General features: G+C 69.7%; 17 protein-coding genes and 2 pseudogenes. 15 read left to right on the top strand and 4 right to left on the bottom strand.

Annotated features, from left to right (window positions below):
- Positions 1-85: 85 nt before the first annotated feature.
- The gene (locus BLV05_RS28560; RefSeq protein ID WP_046770762.1) at positions 86-1030 is read right to left on the bottom strand and encodes a type 1 glutamine amidotransferase family protein; all 945 of its coding nucleotides are present in this window, start codon (positions 1028-1030) and stop codon (positions 86-88) included.
- 11 nt (positions 1031-1041) lie between these two features.
- Here BLV05_RS28560 and BLV05_RS28555 point away from each other — a divergent pair.
- The 4 genes and pseudogenes from BLV05_RS28555 to BLV05_RS28540 form a co-directional block, all read left to right on the top strand.
- Positions 1042-1710 (top strand): annotated as a pseudogene (locus tag BLV05_RS28555) (carbohydrate ABC transporter permease); the annotation flags it as partial.
- Positions 1710-2615: a carbohydrate ABC transporter permease gene (locus BLV05_RS28550; protein WP_082155536.1), complete on the top strand. Its 906-nt coding sequence runs from the start codon at positions 1710-1712 to the stop codon at positions 2613-2615. The pseudogene BLV05_RS28555 and the gene BLV05_RS28550, both read left to right, overlap by 1 nt.
- Before the next feature lie 22 nt (positions 2616-2637).
- Complete coding sequence (yicI, locus tag BLV05_RS28545; RefSeq protein WP_046770763.1) at positions 2638-4911, top strand: alpha-xylosidase; 2274 nt, start codon at positions 2638-2640, stop codon at positions 4909-4911.
- Between the two features lie 363 nt (positions 4912-5274).
- Positions 5275-7419, top strand: a complete 2145-nt coding sequence (locus BLV05_RS28540) for an alpha/beta hydrolase (RefSeq protein WP_197683373.1) — start codon at positions 5275-5277, stop codon at positions 7417-7419.
- Positions 7420-7470: 51 nt separating this feature from the next.
- Here BLV05_RS28540 and BLV05_RS28535 read toward each other — a convergent pair whose 3' ends face one another.
- Positions 7471-8505 (bottom strand): LacI family DNA-binding transcriptional regulator, encoded by a 1035-nt coding sequence (locus BLV05_RS28535; protein ID WP_152690912.1) that lies wholly within the window; start codon positions 8503-8505, stop codon positions 7471-7473.
- Between the two features lie 285 nt (positions 8506-8790).
- On the opposite strand from BLV05_RS28535, the gene BLV05_RS28530 reads away from it, so the two are divergent.
- The 9 genes and pseudogenes from BLV05_RS28530 to BLV05_RS28485 all read left to right on the top strand — a co-directional run bounded on the left by BLV05_RS28530 (position 8791) and on the right by BLV05_RS28485 (position 18025).
- Entirely contained in the window at positions 8791-10170 is a 1380-nt protein-coding gene (locus BLV05_RS28530; protein ID WP_046770766.1) for an ABC transporter substrate-binding protein, read from the top strand.
- Positions 10171-10250: 80 nt separating this feature from the next.
- Positions 10251-11195, top strand: coding sequence for a carbohydrate ABC transporter permease (locus tag BLV05_RS28525; RefSeq protein WP_052762785.1), 945 nt, complete (start codon positions 10251-10253; stop codon positions 11193-11195).
- Positions 11192-12076 (top strand): carbohydrate ABC transporter permease, encoded by an 885-nt coding sequence (locus BLV05_RS28520; RefSeq protein ID WP_046770767.1) that lies wholly within the window; start codon positions 11192-11194, stop codon positions 12074-12076. The genes BLV05_RS28525 and BLV05_RS28520 overlap by 4 nt, the downstream gene beginning before the upstream one ends.
- Positions 12077-12118: 42 nt before the next feature.
- Positions 12119-13627 carry an arabinosylfuranosidase ArfA gene (gene arfA, locus BLV05_RS28515; RefSeq protein ID WP_046770768.1) on the top strand — a complete coding sequence of 503 codons (1509 nt, stop codon included), beginning with the start codon at positions 12119-12121 and terminating at the stop codon, positions 13625-13627.
- An 11-nt stretch (positions 13628-13638) separates the two neighbouring features.
- Positions 13639-15015 carry a glycoside hydrolase family 5 protein gene (locus tag BLV05_RS28510; RefSeq protein WP_046770769.1) on the top strand — a complete coding sequence of 459 codons (1377 nt, stop codon included), beginning with the start codon at positions 13639-13641 and terminating at the stop codon, positions 15013-15015.
- Positions 15009-15271 (top strand): annotated as a pseudogene (locus tag BLV05_RS38825) (dihydroxy-acid dehydratase domain-containing protein); the annotation flags it as partial. The gene BLV05_RS28510 and the pseudogene BLV05_RS38825, both read left to right, overlap by 7 nt.
- Positions 15272-15476: 205 nt before the next feature.
- On the top strand, positions 15477-17150 hold the full coding sequence (locus BLV05_RS28495) for an HNH endonuclease signature motif containing protein (RefSeq protein WP_052762786.1): 1674 nt from the start codon (positions 15477-15479) through the stop codon (positions 17148-17150).
- Between the two features lie 168 nt (positions 17151-17318).
- Positions 17319-17600 carry a type II toxin-antitoxin system Phd/YefM family antitoxin gene (locus tag BLV05_RS38820; protein WP_407929300.1) on the top strand — a complete coding sequence of 94 codons (282 nt, stop codon included), beginning with the start codon at positions 17319-17321 and terminating at the stop codon, positions 17598-17600.
- Positions 17597-18025 (top strand): type II toxin-antitoxin system VapC family toxin, encoded by a 429-nt coding sequence (locus BLV05_RS28485; protein WP_046770771.1) that lies wholly within the window; start codon positions 17597-17599, stop codon positions 18023-18025. Before BLV05_RS38820 ends, BLV05_RS28485 begins: the two co-directional genes overlap by 4 nt.
- Positions 18026-18049: 24 nt before the next feature.
- Here the strand turns inward: BLV05_RS28485 and BLV05_RS28480 are convergent, their stop codons facing one another.
- Positions 18050-18829: a glycoside hydrolase family 68 protein gene (locus BLV05_RS28480; protein ID WP_152690913.1), complete on the bottom strand. Its 780-nt coding sequence runs from the start codon at positions 18827-18829 to the stop codon at positions 18050-18052.
- 19 nt (positions 18830-18848) lie between these two features.
- Between BLV05_RS28480 and BLV05_RS28475 the strand changes: the two genes are divergently transcribed.
- Positions 18849-19049 (top strand): hypothetical protein, encoded by a 201-nt coding sequence (locus BLV05_RS28475; protein WP_046770772.1) that lies wholly within the window; start codon positions 18849-18851, stop codon positions 19047-19049.
- Positions 19050-19095: 46 nt separating this feature from the next.
- A complete protein-coding gene (locus BLV05_RS28470) occupies positions 19096-20103 on the top strand; it encodes a LacI family DNA-binding transcriptional regulator (protein WP_046770773.1) in 1008 nt (335 codons plus the stop codon).
- A gap of 10 nt (positions 20104-20113) precedes the next feature.
- On the opposite strand, the gene BLV05_RS28465 is transcribed toward BLV05_RS28470, so the two are convergent.
- Complete coding sequence (locus BLV05_RS28465; protein ID WP_046770774.1) at positions 20114-21007, bottom strand: TIGR03620 family F420-dependent LLM class oxidoreductase; 894 nt, start codon at positions 21005-21007, stop codon at positions 20114-20116.
- Positions 21008-21014 lie beyond the last annotated feature (7 nt).

Here is a 21014-nt window from a genome sequence, read left to right as displayed (position 1 = left end):
GGCCGTCGCCGGAGTGAGCCACGTCGAAACGCACGGGTGGCAGAGGTCTGGCGGGACCGGCTCGATCAGCAGTGCAGCGTCTCGTTCACGTCGACTGCTCGAGCGCCACCTCGATCTGCTCGAAGAGCGGCAGGTGGAATCTCGACAGGGAGAGAAGCGTACGGTCGTCGGACAGGTGGTGCTCGACCTCCGAACCATCGGTGGTGCGCCGTGCTCCGACGATGCGGTAGCCGGCCGGCGCCGCCACGTCCACGTCGACGAGGGCGACGATGTCCTGCTGATGATCACCGTCGTAGTTCAGCAGGCTGAGCACCATACGCGAACGGTCGAGCTGGTCGAAGAGGGTGATCCACACCTGTGCCGGCGCCGGGCTCTGGATCCGGGGCCGGCCGTCGATCAGCGACCGGACGAGGCCGGTGAACAGGCGCCTGGTGGAGGAGAAGGACGACGTCTCCAGCGGGGCGGCGGAGAAGACGGCCAGGCCGTCGCCGAACCGGTGGCGAACCAAGGCTGCTCTCTCCGTGTCCGTCCAGGGAGGCGAGGAGTGAATGCTGGCGAACTGGTGGTCTTCCGCAGACCCGGCGTGGGGATAGGCGTAGGGGAGCGAGAACGTTGCCAGCGTCTCGGTGTCCTCGGCGAGGTCGGCCAGGAACGGCACGTCCAGCGCTCGCGGTGGCTCCCTGAGCGACTCGCGCGTCCCCCAGCTGACGTGGGTTTCGGGACCGATCGCGTCGCTGACCTCGTCCGCGGCCGGCCGGTAGTAGACGATCCCCGCCTCATAGCGTCCGCCGGCGTGGGCGCCGAAGACGTCGGCGAGCGCGAAGTCGTCGGACCGGTGTCCGGTGGTGTCCGCCAAGGACGTCGTGCCGCTGGCGTAGATGCGTCCGCCGGCGGCGACGAACGCTCGGATGGCCTCGACCTCCTCCGGCGCCAGGCGCGTGACGTCGGGCAGGACCAGCACCTGGTGCCGCGCCAGTTCATGCAGCGTCGATGGCGTGACGACGCCGAAGGAGATGTGCTCGGCCTGCAATGCCGAGCACGCTCGCGCCGACCGTGATCGGGCTCGCCCTGGCCGCGGTCCTGTTCGACGTCATCGGCAAGCGGTTCGGCGCTCGCAGCGCCAGCGCGCTGCGAGCGATGTACTACCTGCCGCAGATCATCCCGGTGGCCGTCGCGGGCATCGTCTGGGGCTGGATCCTGCGCCCGGACAACGGGGCGCTGAACGGGCTGCTCGAGGCGATCGGCCTGGACGGCCTGGCGCAGAACTGGCTAGGGGATCCCGATACCGCGATGCCGACCGTCATGGCGATCATGGTCTGGGTCCAGATCGGGTATCCGGTCGTCATCTTCATGGCGGCACTGCAGCGGGTCGACCCGGAGCTGTACGAGGCCGCCGAGATCGACGGCGCGGGCTGGTTCCGGCGGTTCCGGGCCATCACCCTGCCGCAGATCCGGCCCGAGACGTTCGTCGTCACGCTCACCTGCACCATCGCGGCACTCAAGGTGTTCGGCCCGATCTTCGTCCTGACGAGGGGCGGGCCGGGCGACGCCACGAACGTGCCGTCGCACTTCGCCTATCAGAACTTCTTCGAGAAGGCGCGGGTCGGCTACGGCGCCGCCATCGCGACCGTGCTGACGCTGATCATCATCGTGCTCAGCATCGTGTTCATCCGCGCCCAGGCGGCGAGCGAGCGAAAGGACCGCGGGTGATGGCCACGCTGCAGTCGATGCCGACGGCGGCCGGGCCGGCCGCGGAGGAGTCCCCGGCGCCGGGCCGCCGGCGCGACCGTCACCATCGCGGCGCGGTGCGCTGGATCGTGCTGGCGCTGCTCGTCGCGGGCGCGGCGGTGATGCTGTTCCCGTTCGCCGTCATCGTCCTCAACGCGTTCAAGTCGCCGGGGGAGTACTCCACGTCCGGGCCGCTGAGCCTGCCCACCGAGCTCTACACCACCGGCATGGTGGACTTCTGGAACCGGGTGAACTTCGGCCAGAAGCTGTGGAACTCGTTCTTCATCGCCGGCTCGGTCGCCGTCCTCGGCGTGCTCATCTCGCTGTTCAACGCCTATGCGCTGGGCATCGGGCGGGTGAAGGGCCGGCTGTCGATCGTCGTGCTGTTCCTGATGGCGAACATGCTGCCGCAGGAGACGCTGATCTACCCGCTGTACTACATCTCGAAGGAGATCGGCCTCTACGACACCCAGCTCGCCGTGATCATCATCTTCACGGTCATCCAGAGCGCCTTCGGGACCTACCTGCTGGCCTCGGTGTTCGGCACCTTCCCGAAGGAGGTGCTCGAGGCCGCCGCGCTCGACGGGGCGAGCAAGTGGCAGACGCTGTGGCGGGTCGTCTTCCCGATCAGCCGCCCGACGCTGTCGGTGCTGCTCATCTTCTTCTTCATCTGGACGTGGAACGAGTTCTTCATCCCGCTCATCTTCCTGATCTCCAACGACAACCAGACGGTGCCCGTCGCGCTCGGCGTCCTGGAGGGCGACCGGCTCATGGACGCGACCACGACCAGCGCCGCCGCGTTGCTCGGCGTGGTCCCGGCGATCGTCTTCTTCCTCATCTTCCAGCGCACGCTCGCCCGGGGCATCACCGCCGGCGCGGTCAAGTGAGAGACCCGAAAGGAACCGCAGCGTGAAGTTCACCGACGGCTACTGGGGCATCCGGCCCGGCGTCACCGCCCTGCACCCGGCCGAAGCGTACGACGTCGAGGCGACGGAGAGCAGCGTCACGGTCTACGCGCCCACCCAGCGCATCCGCCGTCGTGGCGACGTGCTCAACCGGCCGCTGGCGACCGTCAGGCTCTCGTCGCCGATGCCCGACGTCGTCGCCGTCCGGATCGTCCACCACGCCGGCGGGTTGCAGCGGCCGCCGGCGTTCGAACTGCCCGGCGCCACCGCCGCGCCGGTGACGACCCGCGCCGGCGACGACGTCGCCGAGCTGACCTCGGGCGGGCTGACCGCGCGGGTGGTCCGCGGCGAGGACTGGCGGCTCGACTTCGTGGCCGGCGAGCGGGTGCTCACGTCGTCGAGCACGAAGGGCATGGGCTTCATGACCACGCCCGACGGCATCCACCACGTGGCCCAGCGGCTGGACCTGGCTCCCGGCGACGTCGTGTACGGCCTGGGGGAGCGGTTCGGCCCGCTGGTGAAGAACGGCCAGACCGTCGACATCTGGAACAACGACGGCGGCACCGCCAGCGAGCAGGCCTACAAGAACGTCCCCTTCTACCTGACCAACGCCGGCTACGGGGTCTTCGTCAACCACCCCGGCCTGGTGTCGTTCGAGCTGGCGTCGGAGCTGGTGTCGCGGACCCAGTTCAGCGTCGCCGGTCAGGAGCTGGAGTACCTGGTCATCCACGGCCCGACGCCGAAGGAGATCCTGCGCCGCTACACCGCGCTCACCGGCCGGCCGGCCCGGGTCCCGGCGTGGTCGTACGGCCTGTGGCTGTCCACGTCGTTCACCACCGACTACGACGAGGCCACCGTGACGTCGTTCGTCGACGGCATGGCCGAGCGCGACCTCCCGCTGAGCGTGTTCCACTTCGACACGTTCTGGATGCGGGAGTTCAACTGGTGCGACTTCGAGTGGGACCCGCGGACGTTCCCCGACCCGGAGGGGATGCTGGCCCGGCTCAAGGCCCGTGGGCTGCGCATCTGCGTGTGGATCAACCCGTACATCGCGCAGCGTTCGCCGCTGTTCGCGCAGGGCGCCGAGAAGGGCTACCTCGTGCGGCGGCCCGACGGGTCGGTCTGGCAGTGGGACCGCTGGCAGGCCGGCATGGGCCTGGTCGACTTCACCAATCCGGAAGCCCGCGCCTGGTACGCCTCGCACCTGCGCCGGCTCATGGACATGGGCGTCGACGCCTTCAAGTCCGACTTCGGCGAGCGGGTGCCCACTGACGTGGTGTGGGACGACGGCGCCGACCCGGAGCGCATGCACAACTACTACACGCTGCTGTACAACCAGACCGTCTTCGACGCGCTCGCGGAGCGCCACGGCGACGGCGGCGCGGTGGTGTTCGCCCGCTCGGCCACCACCGGCGGCCAGCGCTTCCCGGTCCACTGGGGCGGCGACAACGACTCCACCTTCGCCTCGATGGCCGAGAGCCTGCGCGGCGGGCTGTCCCTCGCGATGTCGGGGTTCGGGTACTGGAGCCACGACATCGGCGGCTTCGAGAACCTCCCGGACCCGGCGGTGTTCAAGCGGTGGATCCCGTTCGGGCTGCTGTCGTCGCACAGCCGGCTGCACGGCTCCACCTCGTACCGCGTCCCGTGGGCCTTCGACGACGAGGCGGTCGACGTGCTGCGCCGCTTCACCAAGCTGAAGCTGCGGCTGATGCCGTACCTGTCGGCGATGGCCCGCGAGGCCTACGAGGACGGCGTCCCGATGCTGCGCCCGATGGCGCTGGAGTTCCCGAACGACCCGGCGACGACCTACCTCGACCGCCAGTACCTGCTCGGCGATCGCCTGCTGGTGGCGCCGGTCATGAGCGCGGACGGCTCGGTCTCGTACTACGTGCCGGCCGGGACGTGGACGTCACTGCTGGACGGCGCCCAGGTCACCGGGCCGCGGTGGGTGAGCGAGACGCACGGCTTCGACAGCGTGCCGGCGCTGGTGCGCCCGGACACCGTCCTGCCGCTCGGCGCCGTCGACGACCGCCCCGACTACGACTACGCCGACGGCGTCACGCTGCGCCTCTACGAGCTGGCCGACGGCCACGACTCGACCCTGGTCGTGCCCGCGGCGGAGGGCGAGGCGCGGGCCACCTACCGCGTGCGACGCGAAGGACCGCGCATCGAGGTCAGCTCCGACCGCGACGACGTCGCCTGGCGGGTCGAGCTGGCCGGCACCCGCACCGTCGTGCACGCCGAGCCCGGGACGTCGCGCGTCACTCTGAGCCTCTGACCCGGCGAGCGACGCAGCCTCTCGTCGCCGCCGTGTCAAGGTCAGTTGCGCATGCCGGACACATGCGTTGCGCATGATGCAATCAATCACAACGTTATAAACGCCACGCCAGAACTATTGACACCCTCCGATCGGCGCCGCCAGCATGGGCGTCGGGCGAGTTTGCCGACGTTGTAAATGAGCGAGGGGCCCCGGACGTCGCCAGCAGCCCGCCCGCACAGCCGAGGGTGATCGGCTCTCTCTCGGTGGTCGCATCCGTCGTCTCCTGCGCCGCGCCGGACGTCGGCGGACTCAGGACAGAGAGGATCAATGGTGATGGCATCTCGCCAGAGACGAACGCGCCGTATCGGGATCGGGCGGCGCTTGGCGGCGCTCCTCGTCGGCACCGCGATGGCCGTGGCCGCCTTGGTGGCCGCGCCACCCGCGGCGACGGCGGCAACGCCGTGGGTCACCGTGGACGAGAACGGCTTCGTCACGTTCACGATCTCCGCTGACGAGGCACAGAGCACGTTCGGCGACGTGACGCAGATCGTCGCCGAGGGCAACTTCGGCCCGTCGGCCAACTGGGCACAGTGGGGCCTCACCCGCCGCGGAGCCAACTGGACGTCGGTGATGGGGCCGCTCGAACCCGGCCTGTACTACTACCAGTTCACCGCCGACGACACGAACGTCGTGAAGGACCCGACGAACCCCACGAGCGTCGCGTCGGAGCCGGAGTGGAGCACGTTCTTCGTTCCCGGCGACTCCGCGAGCCTCCTGGCGGACGTGCCCGAGGGGGACGGCGGCTCGGTCGAGACGATGACCTACCGCAGCACCGTCACCCGCGGGGAGCGCTCCGCCCTCGTGTGGACGCCGCCGGGCTACGACGCCGACCGGCGCGAGCCGTATCCGGTGCTGTATCTGCAGCACGGCAGCGGACAGGGCTACCGCGACTGGGTCGAGGTGGGACGCGCCACGCAGATCTTCGACAACCTCACGCTGCGCGGCGAGATGGAGCCGATGGTCGTCGTGATGGGCGACGGCAACGTGCCGGACTTCCAGAAGGAGCTGCTGCGCAACATCATGCGCGAGGCCCGGCACGACTACAACATCTCGCACAGCCCCTCGCAGCAGGCGCTCGCCGGACTCTCGATGGGCGGGTACCAGACGCTGTCCACCCTGTTCGAGCGCCCCGGCGAGTTCGCCTACATCGGCTCGTTCGCGGGATTCGTGTTCGGCAGTGCCAGCGACGTGGACGCCGAGAAGATCAACGAGGGCACGGAGCTGCTGCGGCTCTACACCGGCAACGTCACCGACCTGGCCTACAACTACAACTACCGCCTCATGCAGCAGTTCGACGAGGCCGGCGTCGAGTACCAGTTCGACGGCGTCAACCCCGACCGCGGCCACAACTGGAACGCCTGGCAGGAGAACCTGATCGACTTCATGCCGCGACTGTTCCGCGACGCGCCGGACGACGGCCCGAGCCCCGGGCACCTGCCGCTCGAGGCCGAGTTCCAGCAGCCGCCGGCCGGCACCACCCCGACGCCGTGGATCACCGAGGACGGGTTCGTCACGTTCGAGACGACGACGGAGTTCAAGGACGCGCAGAACGTCACCGTGTGGGGCAACTGGGCGCCCGGTGGCAGCTGGATCCGCGTGGAGATGTCCCGGGTCGGCGACCGGTGGCGCGCCACCGTCGGCCCGCTGAAGCCCGGCTTCCACTACTACCGGCTCATCGTCGATCGCGTGCCCACGAAGGACGCGTCGAACCCGACCCACGTCACCACGGAACCGGCGTGGAGCACGTTCTTCATTCCGGGGGAGTCGGCGCGGCTGCTCGCCGACGTGCCCGAGGGTCAGGGTGGCACCGTCGAGACGATGACGTACCAGAGCACCGTCGCCGGGGCCGAGCGGAAGGCGTACGTCTGGACGCCGCCGGGGTACGACCCGGACCGGGCCGAGCCGTACCCGGTCTTCTACCTGCAGCACGGTGGCGGCCAGAACTACACGGACTGGATCGAGATGGGCCGCGCCAAGCAGATCCTCGACAACCACTTCCTCGACGGGAACCTCGAGCCGATGGTGGTGGTGATGGGCAACGGCAACTCCTCGAACTTCACCAGGGAGCTGCGGGAGAACATCGTCCCGGTGTCGCTGGAGCGGTACAACATCTCCGACGACCCGTCCCAGCGGGCGCTGGCCGGCCTGTCGATGGGCGGCGGGCAGACGTACACCGTGCTCAAGGCCTTCCCGGGTGAGTTCGCCTACATCGGCGCCTTCTCGGCCGGGTTCGGCAGCGCCACCGGGGTCGACGCCCAGGCGATCAACGACGGCACGACGCTGCTGAAGATCTACGTGGGCGACCCCACGGACTTCGTGTACCCGTCGTTCATCAGCTCGCTGACCGTCATGGATCAACTGGGGATCGACTACGAGTACGACGGGCCCACCCCGGGGCCGCACGGCTGGGACGCGTGGCAGAAGAACCTCATCGACTTCGCGCCGCTGCTGTTCCGGCAGGAGTGACGTGAGTCGTCGCGGGCGCCGGCCCTCCGCAGCAGGTGCCGGCGCCCGCGGTCAGCTCGACCCGCCGGACCCGGTGGACTCGCGGGCGACGATGCGGAACTTGGACTTGACCAGGAGGGGCGGCAGCGGCTCGCCGTCCTTCTCGTTGATGCGCTCGACCAGGAGCTCGACCGCCGTCTCGGCGATCTCCTGCCGGCCGGGGTCGACGCTGGACAACGACGGAACGGAGAACCGCGCTTCGTCGATGTCGTCGAAACCGATGACGGCGACGTCGTCGGGGACCCGCACGCCGGCGTCGCCGAGGGCGCGCAACGCACCGAGCGCCAGGGTGTCGTTGAGCGCGAACAAGCCGTCGAACGGAACGCCGGACGCGATGAGGTCTCGCATGGCTTCCGCGCCGTTCTCGCGGTGCCACGGCGCCACGGCCCGGATGAGCTGCGGATCGACGGGGATCCCGGCCGCCTCGAGGGCGCCCTTGTAGCCGCGCACCCGCAGGTCGGCCGACCGTATCTCCTCGCGCCGGTCAGGGTGTGCGCCGATGAGCGCGATGCGCCGCCGGCCGATCCCGATCAGATGTTCGGTGGCCGCCTGGGCGGAGCTCACGTTGTGCATCGTCACGTGGTCCGTGGGGCCGCCGAAGATCCGCTCGCCGAGCAACACGAAGGGAAACCTGGGTTGGATGAGGTGACGGTCGTCCTGACCGAGACGTTGGGGACTGAACAGCAGGCCGTCGGTGAGGCGGAGCCGGCCGGCGCCGGTGACGGCGGCGATCTCACGCTCGCGGTCGCCGCTGGTCTGCTCGACGAGAACGCCGAGGTCGTGTTTCTCGGCCGCGCGGATGATCGCGTCGGCCAGTTCGGCGAAGTAGTTCTGCCGCAGTTCGGGCACCGCCAGCCCGATGACACCCGTGCGGCCGGACCGCAGACCGCGCGCCGACAGGTTCGGCCGGTAGCCGAGCTCCTCGATGGCGGAGAGGACTCGCATGCGCGTCGACGGCCGGACGTGGGGGAAGTCGTTGATCACGTTGGAGACGGTCTTGATGGAGACTCCGGCCACCCGCGCGACATCGTGCATCGTCGGGATCACGTAGTGCCTCCTCGTTCCGGCGTCGCGGCCGCGACGCCTCTGCATTGTAGGGCCCGACCTGCGCTCCGACCGGGCAGGCGAGTGCCGGCCACGTCGGTCTTGACAGGGCCGAAGCCCGTTGCCATAGTCGGCTTTATCGCTAAACATACAACGTTATAAATGCTCTTCGCGGCCAACCGCCCGATGTAGGCGAGGTGCTGGGAGCATCCGGCTCCGGAGCTGGTTCGAGCCGCACGGCGACGCGCCGACAACGACGTCCTACGCATCCCGAAGGGAACTCACGCAATGAAGCGCAAGCAATTCCTCGCAGCGGTGGCGACGCTGGTCCTCGCCGGCTCGCTCGCCGCCTGTTCGTCCGATGACGACGGAACCAGTAGCAGCAGCAGTGACGGGGGCGGTGGCGGTGGCGGGTCCGACGCCAACTGCACGAACACCATTCCCAAGACCGACCTGCCGGTCGTGACGCTGTGGGCCTGGTACCCGAACACCGAGCTGGTCGTCGACAACTTCAACGAGGGCAACGACGAGGTCCAGGTGTGCTGGACCAACGTCGGCGAGGGCGGCGACGAGTACGAGAAGTTCCAGACCGCCATCGCCGCCGGCACCGGCGCGCCCGACGTCATCATGATCGAGGCCGACCGCATCCCGACCTTCCAGGTGCAGGAGGCGCTGGTCGACATCAGCGACTTCGGCTTCGAGGACGTCCGCGACGACTACAGCGAGGGCGCCTGGCAGGACGTCTCGGTCGGCGACGCGGTCTACGGCGTCCCGGTCGACGGCGGCCCGATGGGCATGATCTACCGCAAGGACATCTTCGACCAGTACGGCATCACGCCGCCCACCACCTGGGCCGAGTACGAGCAGGCCGCGCAGACGGTGCGCGACGCCGGCGGGCCGCTGTTCGGTGACCTCGGCGCCAACGTGCCGGCGGTGATGATGGCGCTGCAGATCCAGAACGGCGCGGACCCGTTCGCCTACGACACCGACAACCCGGAGAACATCGGGATCGCGCTGAACGACGATGCGTCGAAGGAGGTGCTCGACTACTGGGGCGGCCTCGTCGAGAAGGGTCTGGTCGGCACCCAGGACCAGTTCACCCCCGAGTACATCGCCGGAGTGATCAACGGCGACTACGCCACCTACATCTCGGCGGCCTGGGCGCCGGGCTACCTCACCGGTGCCGGCGTGGGTGCGGGCGCCGACTCCGGCCAGTTCGCGGTCGCGCCGCTGCCGCAGTGGGACCCCGCCAACCCGGTGCAGGTGAACTGGGGCGGATCGGCGTTCTCGGTGACCAGTCAGGCATCGGACCCGGAACTGGCGGCGCAGGTCGCCTTTGGCATCTACGCCGACGAGGCGTCGCTCACCGACGGCTGGACCAACCAGGTCATCTTCCCGCTGAACCTCAACGCGCTCGAGGATCCCGCCTTCGCCGACCTCGCGGTGGAGTTCTTCGGCGGTCAGCAGGCGAACAAGGAGGTCTACGTCCCGGCGGCGAACGCCTACGAGGGCTTCACCTACAGCCCGCTGCAGCAGTACTACTACGACGCGATGACCGAGCAGCTCGGAGCGCTCAACCAGGGCTCGACCACGGGCTCCGAAGCCGCGGACCAGCTGCAGGACGACGTCGTGGGCTACGCCGAGGAACAGGGGTTCACGGTCCAGTGACCTGACGGGTGGGGCCGGCTCGTCCCCGGCGCCGGCCCCGCCCACCGCCCTCGCCGTCCACAGATTTCCGGAGCTCGAGAATGACCCTGCAGATCACCGAGACCGCGCCACAGCGCACCGAGAAGGCCAGACGCAAGAAGCGCAAGATCCCCCTGCGCGAGCAGCTCATCGGGTGGCTCTTCATCGGGCCGTTCGGTGTGGTCTTCCTCGCGTTCCTCGTCGCGCCGCTCGGCTACGCGCTCTATCTCAGCCTGTTCCGCAAGGCGATGATCGGCGGGACGAGCTTCGTCTTCCTGGACAACTACGCGAAGGCGTTCACCGATCCGAGCTTCCTCGACGGTGCGTGGTTCGTCGTCCGGTTCTCGCTCGTCCTCATCCCGGTGCAGATGCTGATCTCGCTCGCGATGGCGCTCATCCTCGACATCGTCACGTCGAGGTTCGCGCGGTTCTCACGGCTGATGATCTTCCTGCCCTATGCGATTCCCGCGGTCATCGGCGCCCTCATGTGGGGGTTCCTGTACAGCAAGAACTTCGGCCCGCTCGGGGACGTCTTCGGCCTGTTCGGCGCCTCGGCTCCGGACTTCCTCAGCAACGACCTGATCTTCTACGGCCTGCTCAACATCGTCACCTGGCAGTGGGCCGGCTACTACATGATCATCTTGTACGCCGCGCTCCAGGGCATCGACCCGACCCTGTACGAGGCCGCGCGGATTGACGGTGCCAGTACCTGGCAGATCACGCTGCGGATCAAGATCCCGCTGATCACGCCGGCGCTGCTGCTCATCCTGGTGTTCGCGCTGATCGGAACGCTGCAGTTCTTCAACGAGCCGAAGATTCTCCGTGACCTCGCCGCCGGCGCGATCGGGCCGGACTTCACGCCCAACATGTACGCGTACCAGCAGGCGTTCGGCCTGGCGAACTTCAACTACGGATCGGCCATCTCGTTCGCGCTCGGAGGCGTCGTCTTCGTCTGCGTCTACATCTTCCTGTTCGCGACGCGCAAGCGGGGGAGCTTCCTGTCATGACAGTGCACATCGACAGCGCCGCGCGTCGCCGACGGCGGCAGCGCTACCTGCCACTCCAGGTCCTCCTCGGCTTCCTGCTCGTCTACTTCCTGGTGCCGTTCTGGTGGGTGATCGTCAACAGCTCGAAGGACGCCGCCGGGCTCTTCGGCGGCGGCAACTCGCTGTGGTTCGCCGACGACGTCGACTTCATCGGGAATCTCCGGGAGCTGTTCACGTACAGCGGGGGCATCTACGCGCGCTGGCTGTTCAACTCCGCGCTCTACGCCTTCGTCGGCGGCATCGGCGCCACCGTGCTGGCCGTGCTGGCCGGCTACGGGTTCGCGAAGTACCGCTTCGCCGGCCGGCGTTTCAGCTTCGCCGTCCTGCTGGGCGCGGTGATGGTTCCGGCCACCGCGCTGGTCATCCCGACGTTCATCATGTTCTCCCGGCTGGGCCTGACGAACACGATCTGGGCGGTGATCCTGCCTTCGCTGCTCAACCCGTTCGGGGTCTACCTGATGCACGTCTATGCGCGCGACGCCGTCCCCGACGAGCTGCTCGACGCCGCTCGCGTCGACGGCGCGGGTGAGCTGCGGTCGTTCCTCCAGGTCGCGCTTCCGCTGATGCGGCCCGCGATGGTCACGGTCCTGCTGCTCTCGATCGTGGCGACCTGGAACAACTACTTCCTGCCACTGGCGATGCTGTCGGACAACGACCTGTACCCCGTGATCGTCGGCATCGGTCAGTGGCAGGGGATCGCCTCGGCCAACAACTCCGGCGGCACGTCGCTCTGGAGCATCATCATCATGGGGTCTCTCGTCTCGGTCATCCCGCTGATCATCGCCTTCGTCACGCTGCAGCGTCACTGGCGCGGAGGCCTGGCCATCGGCAGCTTGAAGTAGGCCGCGCACGTTGTCGCCCGACCGTCGACCGATAAGAGGATCATGACCCGCGCTCATCTGACCATCGACCCCTATTTCACCGTCGGCACCGTCAACCGCCGCCTCTTCGGCTCCTTCGTCGAGCACCTCGGCCGATGCGTCTACGACGGCATCTACGAACCGGGCCATCCGACCGCCGACGACCACGGCTACCGCGAGGACGTCATCGCGCTGGTCCGGGAGCTCGGCGTCACCGCCATCCGCTATCCCGGGGGCAACTTCGTGTCGGGCTACCGCTGGGAGGACGGCATCGGGCCGCGTGAGCAGCGGCCGCGCCGGCTGGACCTGGCCTGGCACTCCACCGAGACGAACGAGGTCGGACTGGACGAGTTCGCCGCCTGGCTGCGCAAGGTGGGCAGCGAGCTCATGTACGCGGTGAACCTCGGCACCCGCGGCATCCACGAGGCGCTGGACGTTCTCGAGTACGCCAACGTCCCGTCGGGCACGCGGCTGTCGGACCTGCGCATCGCGAACGGCACGCCGGCTCCGCACGACATCAGGATGTGGTGCCTGGGCAACGAGATGGACGGGCCGTGGCAGCTGGGCCACGGCGCCGCCGAGGAGTACGCGAGCCTCGCCGCCAAGACCGCCCGGGCGATGCGGCAGGTCGATCCCGGCCTCGAGCTCGTCGTCTGCGGCAGCGCCAGCGCGCAGATGGCGACGTTCGGCAGCTGGGAACGGACGGTGCTCGAAGCGACCTACGACGAGGTCGACTACATCTCCTGCCACGCCTACTACGAGCCGAAGGACGGCGACTACGCCAGCTTCCTCGCCTCGGCGGTGAACATGGACCGCTTCATCGAGTCGGTCGCCGCGACGGCCGACCACGTCAAGGCCGAGCGCCGCAGCTCGAAGACCATGTACATCTCCTTCGACGAGTGGAACGTCTGGTACCAGTCGCGCTACCGCGCTGAGCGCCACACCGGCATCGGTGACTGGCCGATCGCGCCCCGGCTGCTGGAGAACACCTACTCGGTGATGGACGCGGTCGTCTTCGGCAACCTGCTCATCTCGCTGATCCGGCACGCCGACCGCGTCACGTCGGCCAGCCTCGCCCAGCTGGTCAACGTCATCGCGCCGATCATGACCGAGCCCGGTGGTCCGGCGTGGCGGCAGACCACGTTCTTCCCGTTCGCCCTCACCTCACGGCTGGCCCGCGGCGAGGCGCTCGAGGTCAAGCTGGACAGCCCGGCATACACGTCGGCGCTGCACGGCGACGTCACGGTCGTCGACGCGGTGGCTACGCACGACGCCGGCAGCGGCGCGACCGCGGTGTTCCTCGTCAACCGCGACGAGGAGTCGGAGGCGGAGATCGAGATCGACGTCCGCATGCTCGGCGACATCCGGGTCCGCGACGTGTGGACGGTGAGCGACAAGGACCCGCACGCCGCCAACACGCTGGAACAGCCGGACCGCGTGCGCCCGGCGGCGAACCCGACCGCCGCCCTGAGCGACGGAACTGTGACGGTCTCGCTGCCGCCGGTCTCCTGGACCGCTCTCACCCTCGGATGAACGGAGTCCCCATGCTCAAGATCGACGGAAGCCGGATCGTCGCCGGCGACCAGCCGGTGGTGCTGCGAGGCGTCGGCCTCGGTGGCTGGATGAACATGGAGAACTTCATCACCGGCTATCCCGGGACGGAGTCGCAGCAGCGCAGGGCGCTGCGCCGGGTTCTCGGCGACGAGGGCTACACGAGGTTCTTCGACCGCTTCCTCGCCGCCTTCTTCACCGACGACGACGCCGCACTGCTCGCGGGACTGGGCCTGAACTCGGTGCGCATCCCGTTCAACTACCGGCACTTCGAGGACGACGCGGCGCCGTTCGAGCTCAAGCCCGAGGGCTTCGCCCTGCTCGATCGCGTGGTCGACGCCTGCGCGCGGCACGGCATCTACACGATCCTGGACCTGCACGCGGTCCCGGGCGCCCAGAACCAGCACTGGCACAGCGACAACCCCACCCAGTGGGCGCACTTCTGGAGCCAGCGGCATTTCCAGGACCGGGTCGTGCACCTCTGGGAGCGGCTCGCCGAGCACTACAAGGGCAACGCCTGGGTGGCGGGTTACAACCCGGTCAACGAACCGGGCGACGCCGAGGGCACGACCATCGGGCCGTTCTACCGCCGGCTCGAGGCGGCGATCCGGGCCGTCGATCCCGACCACATCCTCTTCCTCGACGGCAACCGCTACTCGACCCAGTTCGACCAGCTCGGCGACCCGTTGCCCAACTGCGTGTACACCGCCCACGACTACGCCAAGCCGGGGTTCGTCGACGGCGGCCCCTACCCGGGGACCAGCAGGGGTGAGTACGTCGACCGCGACCGGGTCGAGGAGACCTTCCTCGCCCGCACCGAGTACATGCGCCGGACCGGTACCCCCATCTGGGTCGGCGAGTTCGGGCCCGTCTACACCGGCGACCCGGCGCGGGACGAGCAGCGCTACCGGCTGCTCGAGGACCAGCTGGAGATCTATCGCCGCCACGAGGCGAGCTGGGCGCTGTGGACCTACAAGGACATCGGCCTGCAGGGCCTGGTGACCGTCGATCCCGCCTCGCCCTACGCGCAGCGGGTGGCGCCGGTCATGGAGAAGAAGGCGCGCCTCGGCGTCGACTCCTGGGGGTCGACGGACGCGGGGATCCGCGAGGTCATGCAGCCGATCGAGGACCTGTTCGAGCGCGAGTTCCCGGACTTCCAGCCCTACCCGTGGGGAGCGGCGCGGTGGATCCACGGGCACGTCCGCCACGTCATGCTCGCCGAGGCCATGGTGGGTGACTTCGCGACGGCGTTCGAGGGGGTCGGCCCGGACGAGGCCGAACGGCTCGCGGACTCCTTTGCGCTCGGGCAGTGCGAGGTGCGCAAGACGCTCGCCGAGGTCCTCCGCCAGGCGTCGGCGGCGGGGAGCTGATCCGGGCCAACCCGCTGGACGGCGTGGTGCTGCTGTCCGGCTGCGACACGACGACGCCGGGTCTGCTGATGGGCGCGGCCAGCGTGGACCTGCCGGCGGTCATGGTACCGGCGGGCCGATGCTCAACGGCAAGTTCCGCGGCCAGGACGTCGGCTTCGGCCGGCGCATCGTCGCGATGGTCGACGAGGACCTGTGGCCGAGCGCGATCATGACCCGCGCGGCGTTCGCGAACGCGATCCGGGCCAACGCGAAACTGCTGCGCGCCGACGACCCCGCCCTCGACGTCGCGGACCGCGCGCTCACCCTGGACGTCGACGACGACGAGCTGGAGCGGCGGCGCGCGGCGTGGAAGCCGCCGGAGCCTGCCCACGCCACGGGCTACGGCTGGCTCTACACCCAGCACGTCGTGCAGGCCGATCGTGAGGCCGACGTTGTCGGTGGGTCTGGCTAGGATAGTTCACATGTTCGACTTGACCGATCGTGCAGCGTCTGGCCACCCGCTGGTCGTGGCGCTGGACGCGGTCGAGTCGGCGATCTCCAGCGCCGGGGATGCGCCCATGTGGGGTTTGCGGTCCGATGAGCTGGCCCGGCTGGTGGTGGCGCATGAGGCGCTCACCGCGCGGCTGGCTGGTCTGGGTCTGGGGTTGGTTCGCGAGGCCGACCGGCGCGGGGCCGGCTCGGCCGTGGGGGCGCCGTCGACGGCGGACTGGCTGCGTGATCGGCTGCGGCTGGACCACGGTGTGGCGAAGGGACGGGTCGAGCTGGCCGCGGTGCTGGATGTGGACGCGGGGTTGTTCGAGGCTGCCCGCACCGTCCATCAGGCCGCGGGTGGTGGCGCGGCGGTTGGTGACCACCGCGTCGGCTATCCCGATCCCGCGGGCGACAGGGCCACCGGACCCGAAGCCGGCGCAGTCGATGCCGTGGCTCGGACGGGCCTCGGTGTCCCGGTGGCGGCGTTGCGCGAGTTGTCGCGGGCGGCTCGGCGCCTGCTGCCGTGCACGGCGTGGGCCCTGCGCGAGGGCCGCGTCTGTGTCGAGCACGCGCAGGTCATCCGGCGCGCGCTGAAGCGGCTGCCGGCCGGCATCGACGCGATGGTGTGGGCCGAGTGCGAGGCGTTCCTCGCCATACACGCCACCCGCCACGACCCGCGCAGCCTGGCCCGGCTCGGCTCTCATCTGGCCACGGCGGTCACCGGAGCACACGACCTGGCCGGTCAGGACGAGCGCGTGACGGCAGCGTCCCGCGCGGGCGAAGTCGTCGATGCCGCCCGCGGCGACGGCGGGCTGGACGGCGATCGTGGCGAGGAGCGGGCCGAGGCCACGACGATGTTCGGGTTCGCCGACAACGGCGACGGCACCGTGCGGGCCTACGGCTGCTTCTCCGCCGAAGCGGCCGACCTGATCACCACCGCGCTGGCGGCGCTGGCCGCTCCGGCTCCCGCGGCCGACGGCACCGCGGATCCGCGTGGACACGCCACCCGGATGGGCGACGCACTGGTCGAGCTGTGCCGGCGGGCCATGGACGCCGGCGACCTGCTCCCGGGCGCACGGGGAGCCCGGCCACACCTCACCATCACGGCGTCACTGGGAACCCTGCGCAAGCAGCCCGGCTGCCCGAAAGCGGTGTCCATGTGGGGCACCCCGATCACGCCCGAAGCGCTGCGCCGGCTGGCCTGCGACGCCGGCGTCTCCCGGGTGCTCACCGACCCCGCAGGCGTGCCGCTCGACGTGGGCCGGCAGCACCGAACCGTGACCCCCGGGCAATGGGTCGCGCTCGTGGCTCGCGACCAGGGGTGCGCGTTCCCCGGCTGCGCCCGCCCGGCCGCCTGGACCCAGGCGCACCACATCACCCACTGGGCCGACGGCGGAACCACCGACCTGGACAATCTGGTGCTGCTCTGCGGGCACCACCACCGCAGCGTCCACCACCGCGGCTGGACCGTGCGCATGGGCACCAACGGCCACCCCACCTTCATACCGCCACCGTGGATCGACCCCGCTCGACAGCCACGACGCAACATCTACCATCGCGTGCTCGACGCCGTCGGTACTGATCCACTGCGCCTCGACGCCGTAGCCGGGTCGCGCCGCGCCGGCCCACCCAAGGATCCACCCGAGCAGGTCCGAGCGGCGTGAGCCACCCGGCCAGAAATGCCGACTCCGCAGCTCGACCGCCTCGCGGCAGGCCTCGAGCCGTTCACCGCGGGCGCGTCGCCGGCTCGCGGTCGCTGTGTGCCCGCGCGGCGTGGAAGCCGCCGGAGTCCGCCCCACGCTGACGTCCGGTGGCTATAATCAGTACAGTAAATGTGGACACCTGGAGGAGGTCGTGCCATGGACGTTGGTATCCGCGAGTTGCGTGACGGCCTGAGCCGGCATCTGGCTGAGGTCCGTTCGGGCCGTGTAGTCACGGTCACTGATCATGGCCGTCCGATCGCTCGGATCGTTCCGGTGGGCCGGTTGACGAGGTTGGAGCAGCTGCGGGCTGAGGGTCGGGTGCAACCGGCGCGGAGGCGTAAGCGGCCGGCGCCCGAACCTGTGGCGTCGACGGGCACGGTGAGCGATCTGGTTGGTGACCAACGTCGGTGATCGGCTACCTGGACACGTCCGCGTTCGTGCCGCTGTTGGTTCGAGAGTCGGCGAGCGACTCGTGCCGGCGATTCTGGGACGACTCCGATGTGGTGGTCTCGAGTCGGCTGCTCTACGTCGAGACGGCCGCGGCGTTGGCTCAGGCGTGCCGGATGGGCCGCCTGACCGAAGATGAGCTCAACGCGAGCCTCCGGTTGTTGGACGAGCTGTGGCTCGACATCGATGTGGTGGAGGTCGATGACATCGTCGTGGAGCGAGCCGCGGTGCTGGCCCGCCGACTCGAGCTGCGTGGGTACGACGCGGTGCATTGCGCCTCAGCCGAGAGGCTCAACGAGGACGACCTCGTAGCGGCCACTGGTGATCAGAAGCTGATCGATGCCTGGGGGAAGCTCGGCGTGGCGACGTTCAACACCAACAACCCCTGACTCGTCGCCCGTCGACGACCGCGGTCATGCGAGGTCGCCCGCGCCGTGGGCCACGGGGGAGCGCGGCGCCGTGCTCGCGCCGTCGATGGCGAGGCGCAGCACCGGGGCGAAGGTACCGCCGAATCGGGATCGCGCCTCGTCGGCGGGTGCAGACCGCGGATCGTCACCGTCGGCTGCGAGGTAGTCGACGAAGCTGTGGACGTCGAGGGTGGGGAGCACCAGCCAGGCGTAGGCCTGGTCGGGCTGCTCCGGCGGGTTCTGGATGACCAGCCCGGATCCGTTGAGCGGTTCGTAGGGGCCGCCCAAGGCGGGCGCGACGAAACCGTACAGGCCGGTGGGCGCGGCGCCGGCCGGGTGGAACGACCGCCGGCTGGTGCAGATGAACAGGTAGTAGTGCGACCGGTGGACGACGACGTGCGGTCGCTCGATCTCGTGGTTCACGCCGTCGGCGACCAGGGGAGAACCGAGCTCCCAGCCGCCGGCTGTTGCCCGGGCCAGCGCGATCGCGCCCATGAATCGGTAGCCCCAGGGAACCGACGCGGCGACGAGGAGGTACTCGCGGCCGTCGGCGGGGTCGCGGAAGCGGTAGGGGTCGCGGAAGCGGTAGGGGTCGCGGAAGGCGCGGATGCGTCCCGGCCCGCCCTCGGTCTCGTCCGCCGGCAGGTAGTGCGGCCCGTGTGCGCCGAGTAGCTCGCGGTGCTCGGCGCTGGTGTCGAAGCGGGGGCCGCTCGCGGCCTCGACGAATGCCGACCAGGCCGCCCGGATCGCGGCCCACCCGACGCCCATCTGGATTACCCACGGCACCAACGACCACCTGCTCCCGGTGGCGTTCGCCCGCGACTCCGCCGTCCTGCTGCGCGACGCCTACGTGACCGCCGGCGTCGACCCCGCCGAGGCCGCGGACCTGATCCGCCACACCGAGTACGGGAACGACGCCTTCTCCGAGCCGGACTACCACGCCGCCTACGGACCCACCTACGAGGACGCGTCGATCCTGCAGTGGCTGCTCGCGCAGGAGGGATGACGATGTGCTCGGGGCGGTATCGCGGGATGATGGGTCGGTGGTGCGGATGATCGATGTGGCCAACGCCGCCGGCGTGTCGGCGATGACGGTGTCGAACGTGATCAACGGCCGGCCCGGGGTGAGCGCGCAGACCCGGCTGCGCGTGCTGGCGACGATCTCGAAGCTGGGCTACCAGGTGAACCTCGCCGCGCGCCACCTGCGTGCGGGCCGCACCGGTGCCGTCGGGCTGATCGTCCCGGACATCGACCGGCCGTACTACGCGCAACTGGCCAGCCGCCTCGCCAAGGGCGTCGAGGAGCGTGGCCTGCACCTCGTCGTCGAGCGGACCGGCGGCGACGCCGAGCGCGAGCTCGAGGCCATCTCGTTCGGCCGGCTGCGCATGTACGACGGCGTCGTCATCAGCCCGCTCCGCGTCGAGGCCGCCGACCTGGACCAGCTGCGGTTCGAGACACCGGTCGTGTTCATCGGCGAGCGGCCGGTTCCGGAGACCTTCGACCACGTCATGATGGACAACGTCGGCGGTGCTCGGCAGGCCACCCGGCACCTGCTCACGACCGGCTCGCGACGCATCGCCATCGTCGGCGGGCGGCACGACGACCACGTCGACGACATGCCGTCGCTGCGGACCAGGGGCTACCGTCAGGCGCACGTCGAGCTCGGCGCCGACGTCGACGAGGACCTGGTGATCGAGGTCGAGTCCTTCGACCCGGCGTCCGGGTTCCAGGCCGTGAAACGGCTGCACGAGTCCGGCATCGCCTTCGACGGCGTCTTCGCGCTCACCGACGCCGCCGCGACGGGCGTGCTGAGGGCACTGGCCGACCTCCGGCTCGAGGTGCCGCGCGATGTCCAGGTGATCGGTTTCGACAACGGCAAGGAGACGGAGTTCCTGGTACCCCGGCTGTCATCGGTGGAACCGGGCAACGACGCGATGGCCGACCGGGTCCTGGAGCTGCTGGACCACCGGGTCGCCGCGGCCGGGGACGGCGGAGACGCACCGGACCCGATGACCACCATCGTCACCGCACGGCTGGCGCTGCGCGAGTCGACTCGCTGATCCCGGTTGATCAGGCGTTGACGCCCTGCGGCACGAGGGCGTCGGCGAACCGCCGCCAGTGCGGCATCGCGGAGTGGCCCGGCTCGATGCCGATCACCTGGATGCCGACGTGGTCGGCGCCGGCCTCGACGTGGCGGTGCAGCTTCTCGACGATGGTGTCCACGTCGCCCCAGAACACGAGATCGTCGACGAGCCGGTCGCTGCCGCCGTGGGCGAGGTCCTCGTCGGAGTAGCCGAGCCGGCGGAACTTGGCGAGGTTGAACTCGCCGTTGAGGTAGGTGTCCAGGTGTCGGCGGGCGATGGCTCGGGCCGTCGCCGGATCGGACTCGCACAGCACCGCATGCTCGACGCCGAGGAACGCGTCCGGTCCGAGGAGTTCCCGCGCCTGCGCCGTGTGGTCCACCGTGACCTTGTAGCTGTGGGCGCCGGCCGTGCGGTCGCGGGCCAGCTGGAGCATCTTGGGGCCATAGGCGGCCAGGATCCGGCGGACCGGGGAGCTCGGTGCGGGGTTGGGGGACTGGGCGGCGTCCAGCTCGTCCAGGTAGGAGGTCATGGCCGCGATGGGCGTGACTCCCGGCCGCCGGTGGCCGCCGAAGCCCAGGCCGAGCACGTGCCGGCCGGCGTAGGCGTCGGCGAGAAGCAGACTCGCGCCGTGCGCCCACCTGGCCTCGCGCGCCCAGATCTGTGCGATGCCGTTGACGACGTGGAGCCGCTCGGTGCAGGAGAGCAGGAAGCCGGCGTGCGAGAACGCCTCCCGTCCGAGCAGTTCCGGAATCCAGACGGTCGGCCATCCCCGGTCTTCCAGCTCTTGGATCGAGTCGCGGATCTGTGCCGCCGGCTGGTCCTCGAAGTCGAAGGTCCAGATGCCGTAGGGGCCGAGATCCAGCCCGTCGATCCTGCCCATCGCGTTC

Source organism: Jiangella alkaliphila (genome assembly GCF_900105925.1).
GTDB lineage: Bacteria > Actinomycetota > Actinomycetes > Jiangellales > Jiangellaceae > Jiangella > Jiangella alkaliphila.
Note: the sequence above shows the minus strand (reverse complement) of the source record. Positions and strands in the feature narration are given on the sequence as shown.

What these genes read in the sequence shown, in the direction of transcription:
- BLV05_RS28520 (WP_046770767.1), top strand. Translation starts at nt 11,192, where the DNA reads ATGACAGTGCACATCGACAGCGCCGCGCGTCGCCGACGGCGGCAGCGC.
- BLV05_RS38820 (WP_407929300.1), top strand. Translation starts at nt 17,319, where the DNA reads ATGTGGACACCTGGAGGAGGTCGTGCCATGGACGTTGGTATCCGCGAG.
- BLV05_RS28470 (WP_046770773.1), top strand. Translation starts at nt 19,096, where the DNA reads ATGATCGATGTGGCCAACGCCGCCGGCGTGTCGGCGATGACGGTGTCG.
- BLV05_RS28495 (WP_052762786.1), top strand. Translation starts at nt 15,477, where the DNA reads ATGTTCGACTTGACCGATCGTGCAGCGTCTGGCCACCCGCTGGTCGTG.
- arfA (WP_046770768.1), top strand. Translation starts at nt 12,119, where the DNA reads ATGACCCGCGCTCATCTGACCATCGACCCCTATTTCACCGTCGGCACC.
- BLV05_RS28525 (WP_052762785.1), top strand. Translation starts at nt 10,251, where the DNA reads ATGACCCTGCAGATCACCGAGACCGCGCCACAGCGCACCGAGAAGGCC.
- BLV05_RS28510 (WP_046770769.1), top strand. Translation starts at nt 13,639, where the DNA reads ATGCTCAAGATCGACGGAAGCCGGATCGTCGCCGGCGACCAGCCGGTG.
- BLV05_RS28465 (WP_046770774.1), bottom strand. Translation starts at nt 21,007, where the DNA reads ATGGGCAGGATCGACGGGCTGGATCTCGGCCCCTACGGCATCTGGACC.
- BLV05_RS28530 (WP_046770766.1), top strand. Translation starts at nt 8,791, where the DNA reads ATGAAGCGCAAGCAATTCCTCGCAGCGGTGGCGACGCTGGTCCTCGCC.
- BLV05_RS28550 (WP_082155536.1), top strand. Translation starts at nt 1,710, where the DNA reads ATGGCCACGCTGCAGTCGATGCCGACGGCGGCCGGGCCGGCCGCGGAG.